The 12,885-nt window shown below is 70.0% G+C and carries 15 protein-coding genes; 6 read left to right on the top strand and 9 right to left on the bottom strand.

The window, feature by feature from the left end; translation table 11 throughout:
* Positions 1-194: 194 nt before the first annotated feature.
* From ACS5PM_RS04020 to ACS5PM_RS04000, 5 genes are all read left to right on the top strand, one after another.
* Positions 195-788, top strand: coding sequence for a peroxidase-related enzyme (locus ACS5PM_RS04020; protein ID WP_439385714.1), 594 nt, complete (start codon positions 195-197; stop codon positions 786-788).
* Positions 789-935: 147 nt separating this feature from the next.
* Positions 936-1,346: a VOC family protein gene (locus tag ACS5PM_RS04015; protein ID WP_439385712.1), complete on the top strand. Its 411-nt coding sequence runs from the start codon at positions 936-938 to the stop codon at positions 1,344-1,346.
* Positions 1,347-1,479: 133 nt separating this feature from the next.
* Positions 1,480-2,016, top strand: a complete 537-nt coding sequence (locus ACS5PM_RS04010) for a DUF4142 domain-containing protein (protein ID WP_439385710.1) — start codon at positions 1,480-1,482, stop codon at positions 2,014-2,016.
* 7 nt (positions 2,017-2,023) lie between these two features.
* Positions 2,024-2,344 carry a cupredoxin domain-containing protein gene (locus ACS5PM_RS04005; protein ID WP_439385708.1) on the top strand — a complete coding sequence of 107 codons (321 nt, stop codon included), beginning with the start codon at positions 2,024-2,026 and terminating at the stop codon, positions 2,342-2,344.
* 4 nt (positions 2,345-2,348) lie between these two features.
* Positions 2,349-3,038 (top strand): RNA polymerase sigma factor, encoded by a 690-nt coding sequence (locus ACS5PM_RS04000; RefSeq protein ID WP_439385706.1) that lies wholly within the window; start codon positions 2,349-2,351, stop codon positions 3,036-3,038.
* A 9-nt stretch (positions 3,039-3,047) separates the two neighbouring features.
* Here ACS5PM_RS04000 and rng read toward each other — a convergent pair whose 3' ends face one another.
* The 9 genes from rng to ACS5PM_RS03955 are packed head-to-tail and all read right to left on the bottom strand — an operon-like array spanning position 3,048 to position 10,563.
* Entirely contained in the window at positions 3,048-4,526 is a 1,479-nt protein-coding gene (gene rng / locus ACS5PM_RS03995; RefSeq protein WP_439385704.1) for a ribonuclease G, read from the bottom strand.
* 19 nt (positions 4,527-4,545) lie between these two features.
* Positions 4,546-5,175: a Maf family protein gene (locus tag ACS5PM_RS03990; protein ID WP_439385702.1), complete on the bottom strand. Its 630-nt coding sequence runs from the start codon at positions 5,173-5,175 to the stop codon at positions 4,546-4,548.
* The gene (rlmH, locus tag ACS5PM_RS03985; RefSeq protein ID WP_439385700.1) at positions 5,175-5,645 is read right to left on the bottom strand and encodes a 23S rRNA (pseudouridine(1915)-N(3))-methyltransferase RlmH; all 471 of its coding nucleotides are present in this window, start codon (positions 5,643-5,645) and stop codon (positions 5,175-5,177) included. The genes ACS5PM_RS03990 and rlmH overlap by 1 nt, the downstream gene beginning before the upstream one ends.
* 19 nt (positions 5,646-5,664) lie before the next feature.
* Positions 5,665-6,438, bottom strand: coding sequence for a ribosome silencing factor (gene rsfS, locus ACS5PM_RS03980; RefSeq protein WP_439385698.1), 774 nt, complete (start codon positions 6,436-6,438; stop codon positions 5,665-5,667).
* Positions 6,439-7,050, bottom strand: a complete 612-nt coding sequence (gene nadD, locus ACS5PM_RS03975; protein WP_439385696.1) for a nicotinate (nicotinamide) nucleotide adenylyltransferase — start codon at positions 7,048-7,050, stop codon at positions 6,439-6,441. It lies immediately after the preceding gene.
* Complete coding sequence (gene hemF, locus ACS5PM_RS03970; RefSeq protein WP_439385694.1) at positions 7,047-7,973, bottom strand: oxygen-dependent coproporphyrinogen oxidase; 927 nt, start codon at positions 7,971-7,973, stop codon at positions 7,047-7,049. Before hemF ends, nadD begins: the two co-directional genes overlap by 4 nt.
* Positions 7,974-7,977: 4 nt before the next feature.
* Positions 7,978-8,568, bottom strand: a complete 591-nt coding sequence (locus tag ACS5PM_RS03965) for a 1-acyl-sn-glycerol-3-phosphate acyltransferase (protein WP_439385692.1) — start codon at positions 8,566-8,568, stop codon at positions 7,978-7,980.
* Positions 8,552-9,841: a phosphoribosylamine--glycine ligase gene (gene purD / locus ACS5PM_RS03960; RefSeq protein ID WP_439385690.1), complete on the bottom strand. Its 1,290-nt coding sequence runs from the start codon at positions 9,839-9,841 to the stop codon at positions 8,552-8,554. The genes ACS5PM_RS03965 and purD overlap by 17 nt, the downstream gene beginning before the upstream one ends.
* Positions 9,838-10,563 (bottom strand): YebC/PmpR family DNA-binding transcriptional regulator, encoded by a 726-nt coding sequence (locus ACS5PM_RS03955; RefSeq protein ID WP_439385688.1) that lies wholly within the window; start codon positions 10,561-10,563, stop codon positions 9,838-9,840. Before ACS5PM_RS03955 ends, purD begins: the two co-directional genes overlap by 4 nt.
* A gap of 145 nt (positions 10,564-10,708) precedes the next feature.
* Between ACS5PM_RS03955 and ACS5PM_RS03950 the strand changes: the two genes are divergently transcribed.
* Positions 10,709-12,808 carry an ATP-binding protein gene (locus ACS5PM_RS03950; protein ID WP_439385686.1) on the top strand — a complete coding sequence of 700 codons (2,100 nt, stop codon included), beginning with the start codon at positions 10,709-10,711 and terminating at the stop codon, positions 12,806-12,808.
* Positions 12,809-12,885 lie beyond the last annotated feature (77 nt).

Raw genomic sequence — 12,885 nt, 5'->3', positions numbered from 1 at the left:
CGGCAGGCCGAAGGTTCCCCAGTCGGCATCGTTCGGTTGTTGAGCACCCCAGGGCCGGGCTGGGCCCGGCCCGCCCCCCGCGGGGGTTCAAGCAAATCGGCGGAGCCCCATTTGCTTGTGAGCGGGCGAAATTCTAGGCGGCCCTACCATCGAGCCCTCGGCCGCATGCGGCCCACTTGTGACACGGTGTCGCCATGAGCAGCAGCCCACCCATCAGCCGATACCCCGTCCCGGCGCTGGCCGACCTGCCGGAGGACCTGCGCCAGCGCATCCTAGAGGTCCAGGACAAGGCGGGCTTCGTGCCCAACGTCTTCCTCGCGCTCGCCCACCGGCCGGCGGAGATGCGGGCCTTTCTCGCCTATCACGACGCCCTGCTGCTGAAGGAGGGCGGCGGCCTGACCAAGGGCGAGCGCGAGATGATCATCGTCGCCACCTCTGGCGCCAACCATTGCCTGTACTGCGTGGTCGCCCACGGCGCCATCCTGCGGGTCTACGAGAAGAAGCCGCTGCTCGCCGACCAGATCGCCGTCAACCACCGCAAGGCCGACATCACGCCGCGCCAGCGGGCGATGCTGGACTTCGCGATGAAGGTCTGCCTGCGGGCCGACGAGATCGAGGAATCCGACTACGAAGGCCTGCGCCTGCACGGCTTCTCCGACGAGGATGCGTGGGACATAGGCGCCATCTCCGCGTTCTTCGGCCTGTCCAACCGCATGGCCAACCTGATCGGCCTGCGGCCGAACGACGAGTTCTACCTGATGGGCCGCGTGCCCCGGGCCAAGGGCTGATCTGCGGGTGGTCGGCACCGCCTTCCACCGCTCTCCCATCGTCGTCGGCGCCGGGGGCCCTCGCCGGCCTGGCGGGCGGTGTCGCGCAGGCGTATCGTGGCCGCCCCGCCCGGCATCCGCCGCGGCTCCCCTCAACGGAGGATCCCCATGTCAGCAGTCACGGCCTACCTCTTCTTCAACGGGCGCTGCGAAGAAGCGCTCGAGTTCTACCAGCGCACGCTCGGCGCGAAGGTCGAGGCGATGATGCGCAACTCCGACAGCCCCGAGCCGCCCCCGCCCGGCATGAAGGCGCCGCCGGAAAAGGTCATGCACTCGAGCTTTCGCATCGGAGACACCGTGCTGCTGGCCTCCGACGGCATGAGCGAAGGCGAGCCCGACTTCCGCGGCTTCTCGCTGTCGGTCACCGCCAAGGACGAAGCCGATGCCAAGCGCATCTTCGAAGCCCTCGCCGAAGGTGGACAGGTGCAGCTGCCGCTGGGCAAGACCTTCTGGTCGCCCTGCTTCGGCATGGTCGCGGACAAGTTCGGCCTCGGCTGGATGGTCGGCATAGAGCACTAGCTTTCGCGCCCCGCCGCCGGCGCCGTGCCCGGATCGGGAACGGCCGGCCCGGTGGTGGCATCCATGGCCTGCGAGAACGGATGGCAGCGCATGGTGCGTTGCCGACGGCCTTGCCCAGGCCGGAAAGATGCCCATGACTTCCCGATTCAAACTCGCCGCGCCTGCGCTGGCGGCCCTCCTCGCTTCAGGCGTGCTCGCCCAGGGCACGGCCCCCAACGATGCGCAGATCGCGGCGATCGTCGTCGCCGCCAACCAGGTGGACATAGACGCCGGCAAGCTCGCCCAGAGCAAGGGGCATTCGAAGGAGGTCAAGGACTTCGGCAAGCTGATGGTCACCGACCACAGTGGCGTGAACAAGGCCGCGACCGACCTGGTGCACAAGCTGAAGGTGACACCGCAGGACAACCCCACGGCGCAAGGCCTGAAGAAGGGCGGCGACGACAACCTCGCCCGCTTGCGCCAGCTGAGCGGGGCGCCGTTCGACAAGGCCTATGTCGACCATGAGATCACGTACCACCAGGCGGTGCTCGATGCGGTGGACAAGACGCTGGTGCCGAATGCAAAGAACGAGGAGCTCAAGGCCCTCCTGGTCAAGGTGCGCCCGGCTTTCGTGGCGCACCTGGAGCATGCAAAGCAACTGCAAGCCCAGCTGGGCAAGACCGGTGGCTGATGCCGCCGTGAAGGCGCGCCGCGGCCTCGCCCCGAGCCTCGCAGGCGCCGCCTGCGCGGCGATCACCCTTTCGGCAGCAGGCGCCACCCGGACGATCACCATCGAGAGCATGCAGTTCTCGCCCGCGATGCTGGTGCTCAAGCCAGGCGACGAAGTGGTCTGGGTCAACAAGGACCTGGTGCCGCACACGGCCACGGCTCCTAAGGTGTTCGACTCGGCGGCGCTTCCGCCCGGCAAGTCGTGGCGGACGAAAGCTCCCGGGCCGGGGCGCTACGAGTACGTCTGCACGCTTCATCCCACGATGAAGGCCGTGCTGGTGGTGGAGTAGCGGCATGACCGAGAGCCGCACGGCCGTCTGTGCCCACCGCGAAGGCGAAGACCGCGAGCTGGCGTCCCGAGTGGCTTCAGGCGACCGGCAGGCCTTCGAGGGGCTGATGCGCCAGAACAACCGCCGCCTCTATCGGCTGGCCCGCGCGACCTTGCGTGACGATGCGGAAGCCGAGGACGCACTTCAGGAGGCCTATCTGGCGGCGTACCACTCGATCGGCCGATACCGCGGTGATGCAGCACTGTCCACCTGGCTATCGCACCTGGTGCTCAACGAATGCCTCGGGCGGCTGCGGCGAGCCAGGAGACGCGACAACATCGTGCCGATCCGATACGGAGACACCGTGGAGACAGAGGGCCTGGATGCCATGGAAGCCCAGAAACACGCGCCGGACGAGGCCCTGGGACGCGCCGAGGCGCGCGCCCTGATCGAACGCCGGCTGGACCAGCTGCCGGAGGACTTTCGCGTCGTCTTCGTGCTGCGCAGCGTGGAAGAGCTCAGCGTGGAGGAGACGGCTCAGTGCCTCGGCATCCCGGAAGCCACGGTGCGCAGCCGCCACTTCCGTGCGAGGAGCCTGCTGCGCGCGTCGCTGGCGCAGGATTTCGACCTGGCCGAGCGCGACGTCTTCTCGTTCGGAGGCGCCCATTGCGACCGCATCGTCGGCGCCGTGCTGAGCCGCCTCGCCGCCGGGTGAGGCGCGCCCCTACAGCAACACGATGTCGTATTGCTCGGGGTTCATGGTGGGCTCGGCCGACAGCGAGATGGGCTTGCCGATGAAGGCGGAAAGATCCGCCAGGTGCGAGCTCTCTTCGTCGAGCAGCATCTCGACCACCGCGGCACTGGCCACCACCCGGAACTCCTTGGGATTGAACTGGCGAGCTTCGCGGAGGATCTCGCGCAGCACGTCGTAGCAGACGCTGCGCGCGGTCTTGACCTGGCCGCGGCTCTGGCAGGTGGGACAGGGCTCGCAAAGCATGTGGGCCAGCGACTCGCGCGTGCGCTTGCGGGTCATCTCCACCAGGCCCAGCTGGGTGAAGCCGCTGACCGTGGTCTTGGTCCGGTCGCGGCTCAGCTGCTTGCGGAACTCGGCCAGCACCGCCTGCTGGTGGTCCTCTCGCACCATGTCGATGAAGTCGACGATGATGATGCCGCCCAGGTTGCGCAGGCGCAGCTGCCGCGCGATGGCCTGCGCCGCCTCGAGGTTGGTCTTGAAGATGGTGTCGTCGAAGTTGCGCGCGCCGACGAAGCCGCCCGTGTTGACGTCTATGGTGGTGAGCGCCTCGGTCTGGTCGACGATCAGGTAGCCGCCGGACTTGAGATCCACCCGCCGCGCGAGGGCTCGCGAGATCTCCTCCTCGATGCCGTACAGGTCGTAGATCGGCCGCTCGCCACGGTAGTGCTCCAGCTTGGCCACGGCCGTGGGCGTGTAGACCGCGCCGAAGGCCTTGAGCCGCTCGTACTGCATCTTCGAATCGATGCGGATGGACTGGGTGGATTCGGTGGCAAGGTCACGCAGCACGCGCTCGGTGAGGCTCAGGTCCTGGTGCAGGAGCGTTCCCGCCGGCTGGGCCAGCGAGCGCTGGCGGATCTGCGCCCAGGTCTTGCGCAGGTAATTGATGTCGTCGGCGAGCTCGGTGTCCGTCGCCTCCTCGGCGTTGGTGCGCAGGATGAAGCCGCCGCCACCGCCCTCCTCCGGCCTGCCGACCAGGGTCTGCATGCGCGCGCGCAGCTGCTCGCGCGTCTCGGGCGAGCCGATCTTCTGCGAGATGCCGATGTGGTTGTCCTGCGGCAGGAAGACCAGCATGCGGCCGGCGATGCTGATCTGCGTGGACAGCCGCGCGCCCTTGGTGCCGATGGGATCCTTGACGACCTGCACCGTGAGCGTCTGGCCTTCGAAGACCTGTTTTTCTATCGGCTGGGGCGGCGAACCTTCGTTGCCGGCGCGCGGGTTGAAGCCCGCCGTGTGCAGATCGGCGACGTGCAGGAAGGCGGCGCGCTCCAGGCCGATGTCGATGAACGCGCTCTGCATGCCGGGCAGCACGCGCGCGACCTTGCCGAGGTAGATGTTGCCGACCAGGCCACGCTCCAGCGTGCGCTCGATGTGCAGCTCCTGGATGGCGCCGTTCTCGATGAGGGCCACCCGCGTCTCCTGCGGGGCCCAGTTGATCAGGATGTCGTGCATGGGGCCTCGCCCCGGCTTGTCAGCACTGCACGCGGGCGTGGCGCAACAGCTGGGTGGTCTCGTAGAGGGGCAAACCCATGATACCGGAGTAACTTCCGGCGATTCGCTCGATCCAGCCTGCCAGCGAGCTCTGGATGGCGTATGAGCCGGCCTTGCCGAAGGGCTCTCCGCTGGCGACGTAGGCTTCGATGACTTCCCGCGGCAATGAGGCGAAACGCACGTGCGAATCGCTGATGGCGAAGGCGGTCCGGCGGCCGTCCCACACCGCCACCGCCGTCAGCACGCGATGGCTGCGGCCGGACAGCGCCGCCAGCGTCGCCGCGGCATCGGCAGCGTCCGCCGGCTTGCCCAGGATGCGGCGGCCGAGCGCCACGGTGGTGTCGGCGCAGAGGATGGGCGCGGGCGGCAGGCCGCGGCGCTTCAGGCGCACGCGCGCGGCCGCGAGCTTGGCCCGCGTCACCCGCTCCACGTAGTCCAGCGGCAGTTCGCCATGGCGAGTGGCTTCCAGGCTTTCCGCGTCTTCGTCTGCATCGGCCAGCAGCAGCTCGTGCCGCACGCCGAGCTGGTCGAGCAGTTGCCGCCGGCGCGGGCTTTGCGAGGCGAGGTAGACAAACCGGTGCAGAGGCTTGGTCGCGGACGTGATGGCCATCACTCTCGGTGGTAGGGGTGACCGATGGCCAGCGACCAGGCGCGGTACAACGCCTCGGCCAGCAGCACGCGAACGAAGGCGTGGGGCAGCGTCAGATCGGACAGGCGCATCGATTCTTCGGCGCTGGACTTCAGCGAAGGGTCCAGCCCGTCGGGCCCGCCGACCAGGAAGACCACGTCGCGGCCTTCGCCGCGCCACGCCTGCATCCTCTCGGCCAGTTGGACCGTGGTGAGCCGCGTGCCGCGCTCATCGAGCAGCACGCGGCGCGCGCCCTTGGGGCAGGCGACCTCGAGCCGCTGCGCCTCGGCCGCCATCAGCTGCGATGCGGTCTTGCCGCCGCTGCGCGGCTCGGCCTTCACGGCCTTGAGCTCCAGCCGCATCTCGGGCGGGAAACGCTTGGCGAAATCGTCGTAGGCGGCGTCGGCCCAGCCCGGCTGGCGCTGGCCGACCGCCGCGATCAGCAACCTCATCGAACGCTGCTGGAGCCGGTCAGCGACCGCTGCTCTTGCGGGCCGGTGCGGCCTTCTTCGCAGCGGGCGCCTTGCGGGCCGGCGCGGCCTTCTTCGCCGGTGCGGCCTTCTTCGCCGGCGCGGCCTTTCGGGCAGGGGCCTTCGCGGGCGCCTTGGCCGGAGCCTTCTTGGCGGCCACCTTCTTGGCAGGGGCCACGGCAGCGCCGGTGGCGCGACCGCTCGTCACCTTGCGGGCCGGCGCGGGCTTCTTCGGTGTGGCGGCGGCGCCATCACCAGCACTGCGGCGCTTGGTCTTCGAGTCCCCCAGTGCCGCGCGGCCGGCGGCGGACTTCTCGGTCGCGGCCGAATGCGCCGTCGCCTTCTTCGCGGCCGGCTTCTTCTTCACCGGGGCTTCGTCTTCGCTTTCTTCGTCCTGGCCTTCGGACGCCTTGGGCAGCGAGGTCTTCTCGCTGCCGAGCTTGAGCTTCACCGGCTTGCCGCCCCAGATCTCCTCCAGGCGGTAGTAGTCGCGGATGGCCGGCTGCATGATGTGCGCGACCGCCGCACCGCAGTCGACGATGATCCACTCGCCGTTGTCCTCGCCCTCGGTGCGCAGCACCGGCATGCCGGTGGATTTCACCGCGTCTCGCACGCTGGCGGCCAGCGCCTTGGTCTGGCGGTTGCTGGTGCCCGAGGCCACGATGACGCGCTCGAAAAGCGGCGAGAGGTGCTCGGTGTTGAAGACCACGATGTGCTGGGCCTTCACGTCCTCGAGGCCATCGACGATGGCTCGTTGCAGTTTGCGGATGTCCATTCAGGAGCCGGGGGACGCCCGGTAAAGCTGGTATTGGTCAATATAGCCTGCGACCGCCTCGCCCACCAGCGGGGCCAGGCGCTCGCCGGCGGCGGCTTGGCGGCGCACCTCGGTGGCCGAAATGTCGATGCGCGGCAGGGGCAGCTCGAGCCAGGCGGGCGGCGGGCCGGCCCAGGCGGCGGGCGGCTGCACGGCCTGGCCTTCGCGGGCGGCCACGGCCAAGGTGGCCAGGCGCGGCAACTCGGCCGCTTCGTGCCAGGTGTGCAAGCGGGCGAACTGGTCGGCGCCCATCACGAGAAACAGCTGGGCGCCGGGCGCTTCGGCGGCCAGCTCGCGCAGCGTGTCGACGGTGTAGCTGGCGCCGCTGCGGTGCAGCTCCCGGCCGTCGACGACCAGCCCCGCCTCGCGGCCCACGAGCAGGCGCAGCATGGCCTCGCGATGGGCGGCATCGGCGTGCAGGCCCGGCTTCTGCCACGGTTGGCCGGCCGGCATGAGGCGAAGCTCGTCCAGCGCCAGGGCGTCGCGTGCCAGGCACGCCATCGCGAGGTGTGCCAGGTGCGGCGGGTCGAAGCTGCCGCCGTAGACGCCGATGCGGCGCGTCGTCGCGTTCAAGACGGTTCGTCCGCCCACTCGCGGGGCCGCAAAAAGTCCCTGTACAGCCGCGCCTCGGGCGTGCCCGGCTCGGGATGCCAGTCGTAGCGCCAGCGCACGACGGGCGGCATGGACATGAGGATCGCTTCGGTGCGGCCGCCCGATTGCAGGCCGAACAGCGTGCCGCGGTCGAACACGAGGTTGAACTCGACATAGCGGCCGCGCCTGTAGGCCTGGAAGTCGCGCTCCCGTTCGCCGTAGGGCGTGTCGCGGCGACGCTCGACGATCGGCGTGTACGCGGCCAGGAAGGCATCGCCCACGCTCTGTGTCATCGCGAAGCTGCGATCGAAGCCCAGCTCGTTGAAGTCGTCGAAGAACACGCCACCGATGCCGCGGGGCTCGTTGCGATGCTTGAGGAAGAAGTATTCGTCGCACCAGTGCTTGAAGCGCTTGTGAAGCCCGTCGCCGAAGGGCGCCAGCGCATCGCGACAGGTGCGATGGAAGTGCACCGCATCCTCCTCCACGCCGTAGTAGGGCGTCAGGTCCATCCCTCCGCCGAACCACACCACCGGCTCGGCATCCTTCGGCATGGCGGCGAACAGGCGCACGTTCATGTGCACCGTGGGCACGTGCGGATTGCGCGGATGAAGCACCAGCGACACGCCCATGGCCTCGAACGGCGCCCCGGCCAGCGCCGGCCGGTGCGCGGTGGCCGAGGCGGGCATCGCGGGGCCGCGCACGTGGCTGAAGTTGCAGCCGCCGCGCTCGAAGAGCTTTCCCTCCTCGACGAGGCGGGAGATGCCGTCGCCCTGCAGGCGTTCACCCGGCGCCCGGGTCCAGCCATCGCTCAGGAAGGGCTTGCCATCCAGCACGGCCAGCGCCTCGACGATGCGCGATTGCAGGCCGGTGAAGTAGGCGCGCGCGGCGACCGTGTCGAAGCTCATGCATTCACTCCTTGAAGGCCACGGGCGCGGCCAGGCCAGGATGCTTGCCGGCGACCCCGGCATAAGCCGCGCCTATGGCGCGCAGGTCGGCGGCACGGTCGCCAGTCAATTGCAGGAAGCCCAGCACGCCGACGCGCTTGCGGCTGTAGTCGAAGAAGGCCAGGCCCAACGGTACGCCGGCCTGCAGGGCCACCTGGTAGAAGCCGCTGCGCCAATGAGGCTGCCAGGCGCGCGTGCCTTCGGGCGCGAGGGCAAGCCAGAGGTAGCCGTCATGCCGGCGAGCCTGCTCGAAGCGACGGGCCATGTCGCCCACCACGCCGTTGGCGTTGAGGCGGTCGACCGGGATGCCGCCCAGCCAGCGCAGCCAGGTGCCGAACAGCGGCACGCGAAACAGGCTGTCCTTGCCCCAGAAGGCCACCTGCAATCCCATCGCCCATTTGGCCAGCACGCCCACCACGAAATCCCAGTTGGAGGTGTGCGGGTAGGCGATCAGCACGCCCCGGCGGGAAGGGAGTCCATCGAACTGCAGCCGCCAGCCGGCCAGGCGCAGCAGCAGGTGCGCGAACCGGCTGCCCGAGCTACCGCTTGATGGCACGGTGGCCGATGTCGGATCGGAAGATCGCACCGTCGAAGCGGATGTCCTGCAGCACCTCGTAGGCGCGGTGCTGCGCCGCGCGGGCCGAGTCGCCCAGTGCCGTCACGCACAACACGCGCCCGCCGCTGGTGACCAGCTTGCCGCCCTCGGGTGTGGTGCCGGCATGGAAGACCACCGCATCCTCGGTGCCCGCCGCATCGGCCGGCAGGCCGGTGATCGCATCGCCCTTGCGCGGCGCGGCCGGGTAGCCGGCGGCGGCCATGACGACCCCCAGGGCGAAGCGCCTGTCCCATTGCAGCTCGACCTTGTCGAGCGTGCCGTCGCAGGCGTGACCCAGCACGTCGACCAGGTCGCTCTTGAGCCGCATCATGATGGGCTGGGTCTCAGGGTCGCCCATGCGGGTGTTGAACTCCAGCGTCTTGGGCTGGCCGTTGGCGTCGATCATCAGGCCGGCGTAGAGGAAGCCGGTGAAGGGGATGCCGTCCTTGGCCATGCCCGCCACGGTGGGCAGGATGATCTCGTGCATGGCGCGGGCGTGCACGTTCGGCGTGACCACGGGCGCCGGCGAGTACGCGCCCATGCCGCCGGTGTTCGGGCCGGTGTCGCCGTCGCCCACGCGCTTGTGGTCCTGGCTGGTGGCCAGCGGCAGCACGTTCTTGCCATCGCACAGGACGATGAAGCTCGCCTCCTCGCCCTGCAGGAACTCCTCGATCACGACGCGCGCGCCGCCGGCGTTGTGCTGCACGCCGAGGGCGTTGTCCTCGAGCATGAACTGCACGGCCTCGTGCGCCTCCTGCAGCGTCATGGCCACGACCACGCCCTTGCCCGCCGCCAGGCCATCGGCCTTGATGACGATGGGCGCGCCGAGACGATCCACATAGGCGTGCGCCGCCGCCGCATCGGTGAAGGTCTCGTAGGCCGCGGTCGGGATGCCGTGGCGCTTCATGAAATCCTTGGCGAACGCCTTGGAACTCTCGAGCTGGGCCGCCGCCTGGGACGGGCCGAAGACGCGCAGCCCGCGGGCACGGAAGACATCCACCACGCCGGCCGCCAGCGGCCCCTCGGGCCCGACCACCGTCAGCCCGACCTTCTGCGCCACGGCGAAGTCGGCCAGCTGCTCCAGGTCGGTGATCGGGACGTTGGTCAGTCGCTTGTCCAGCGCGGTGCCGCCGTTGCCGGGCGCCACGTAGACGTGCTGGACCTTCTCGCTGGCCGCCAGCTTCCAGGCCAGCGCATGCTCGCGGCCGCCGCCGCCGATCACCAGTACGTTCATTCTTCGATCTCGGCGTTGTGATAGACGTCCTGCACGTCGTCGAGGTCCTCGATCACGTCCAGCAGCTTCTGCATGCGCGCGGCGTCCTCGCCGGCCAGCGCGATGGTGTTCTCCGCGCGCATCGTCACCTCGGCGATCTCCGGCTTCAGGCCGGCCGCCTCCAGCGCGTTCTTCACCGCTTCGAAGTCGCCCGCGGCGGTCAGCACCTCGATCGAGCCATCGTCGCCGGTGATGACATCCTCGGCGCCCGCCTCCAGGGCCACCTCCATCACCTTGTCCTCGGACGTGCCGGGGGCGAAGACGAACTGGCCGCAATGCTTGAACTGGAAGGCCACCGAGCCTTCGGTGCCCAGGTTGCCGCCGTACTTGCTGAACGCGTGGCGGACCTCCGCCACGGTGCGCACGCGGTTGTCCGTCATGCAGTCGACGATGATGGCCGCACCGCCGATGCCGTAGCCCTCGTAGCGGATTTCCTCGTAGTTGACGCCTTCGAGGTTGCCGGTGGCCTTGTCGATGTTGCGCTTGACGGTATCGACCGGCAGGTTGACGGCCTTGGCCTTCTCGACCGCCAGCCGCAGGCGCGGATTGGCGGAGACATCGCCGCCGCCCAGCCGGGCGGCGACCATGATTTCACGGATCACCCGCGTCCACGCCTTGCCGCGCTTCTCGTCCTGGCGGCCCTTGCGGTGCTGGATGTTGGCCCATTTGGAATGACCGGCCATGCGAACTCCTGTGCCGCGCGGCCGGCTTTCTGGCATGCCGATGGCCGCGGGTTTCTTGTCGGTGGGGAACCTGGCATTTTAGCTGCCTGGCGCGTTGACACCGCCCCGACCCGCCCACACACTGCGCGGCAGCCCTCCCCGCGCCATGGCCACCGCACCGACCGAGCAGGAACTGTCGGCCGCCACGCCCGGCCTGCTGGCCCAGCCCGTGCTGTGGCCGCAGCTGCACCTGCCTCCGGTCACGCCGGCCAGCGCCGGCGAGGCGCCCTGGGCCTGCTACTGGGCCACGCGGGTCGATGCGACGCTGGACGTGGCCGAGTCGCGTGGCCTGCTGGAGGCCGCCTTCGCCCGATTCTCGGCCCAGGCGGATCGCCTGGGCGAGCTGCTGTGCCTGGCGGCCATCATCGAGAGCTTCTACGTCGACGAGGGGCCGCTCGATCCGCTGGACGGCTGGATAGAGCGGCTGGGGCGCTGCCTGCCCGAGGGCGATGGCCGGCCCGCCTGGGCCTCGGAGGAGCTGGAAGCCCGGGTGCTGGCCTGCGGCGTCGGCATCCTGCTGCGCAACCCCTCTCACCCGCTGTTGGCGCGATGGGCGGAGCGTGGCGCGACGCTGGTGCGCCAGCTCAAACCTGGCGCCACCCGGCTGAAGCTGGCGACTTTCCTGGCCCAGTACCACCTGTGGCGCGGCGAGTTCGGCCGCGCCAGCCTCATCGTCGAGGCCCTGCCCGGGCTCGACATGACCGGCCTGCTGCCGGGCGAAGCCCTGGTCTGGCTGGAGACGCTGGCCACGCATGCCCGCTACGCCGCCCAGCCCGAGCGCGGGCAGCAGGCCATCGAGGCGGCACTGCAGCTGGTGCGCAAGCATGGCCTGCGCGAACACAAGTACGCCCTGCATGCCCACGGCGCGGCGCTGGCGCTCGCCGCCCACGATGCTCCGGCGGCCCAGGCCCATCTGGACGCCATGCGGCCGGTGCTGGACCGCGGCCCGCAGGCCGACCAGACGCACTACTGGCACTTCCACGCCGGCCTGGCCCTGCTGCGAGGCGAGGCTGCGCAGGCCGTCGAGCTGGCGCGAGCGGCGTTGGACAACTCGGCCGAGATCGGCGGCCCGTACCGCACCGCCACCCACGCCCTGAGCCTGGGCCAGTCGCTGCTCGAGGCGGGCGAACCGGCGACTGCCCTGGCGCAGTTCGACCGCGCCCTGGAAGCAGCCCAGCCCATAGACGCCGGCCTGCTGCTTTTCACCGCCCGGCTGATGCGCGCCAGCGCCCTGCTGGCACTGGGCCGGCAGCCTGAAGCGCTGGCGGAACTGCGCCCCGCTCTGGCCGACGGCGCCCGGCGCGGCTTTCGCACGACCGCGGTCTGGTGGCTGCCCGATCGAATGGCCGAGCTGGCGCGCCTGGCCCTGTCGAACGACATCGAGCCGGCCTGGCTGCGCCGCTTCGTGCGCCAGCACCGCCTGCCCGGGTCCGACCCTGCGCTGCAGGCCTGGCCGTGGCCGCTGGTGCTGCGCGGCTTCGGCGAATTCGAGGCCATCCTCAACGACCAGCCCCTGGCCCGCGGGGCCGTCAAGACCGCCCAGCGTCCGCTGGACCTGCTGCGTGCCCTGCTCGCCCACGGCGACAGCCCCTTGCCGGTGGCCACGGTGCTCGACTGGCTCTGGCCGGACGCCGAGCCGGCCGCCCAGCGCAAGGCCTTCGACGTCGCCCTGCTGCGCCTGCGCCGCCTGCTGGACGATCCCCGCCTGGTGCGGCTCGAAGGCGCCAGGCTCTCGCTCGACCCGCAGTGGGTATGGAGCGACGTCGGCGCCCTGCATGCGCTGATGCAGCGCATCGGCTCGGCCCACGAAGCGTCGCTGGCCGAGCTGCGCGCCTGGGGCCAGGAGCTGCTGGCGCTGATGCGTGGCGCCTTCCTGGCCACCGAGGATGACGCCGACTGGGTGCTCTCGGCCCGCCAGCGCTACCGCCAGCGCTTCGTCATCACGGTCGCGCAGCTCGCCGCGCACATCGAGCCGCTGGACGCGACCGCCTCCATCCGCCTGTATGAGCGCGCGCTCGATGCGGAGCCTCTGGCCGAATCGCTCAGCCGCCGGCTGATGCGCCTGCAGTCACAGCTCGGCGACCATGCGGAGGCGCTGCGTACCTGGCGGGCCTGCTGCACGATGCTCTCGGTGGCGGGGCTGGGGCCGTCCGAGGAAACGAAACGCCTGGCCGCCGAGCTCGGCCTGCCCGCCTGGCGAGGCTGACTCCCCTTGTTTTCAGTGGGGTCGGTGGGGCCGCGGTAGGGCATCGGTAAGACGGCCGGCCGGAAGCTGAGTGCGGC

This window comes from Ideonella flava (assembly GCF_051857595.1).
GTDB lineage: Bacteria > Pseudomonadota > Gammaproteobacteria > Burkholderiales > Burkholderiaceae_C > Ideonella.
The sequence above is the reverse complement of the archived record's forward strand: the minus strand, read 5'-3'. Positions and strand labels throughout refer to the sequence as shown.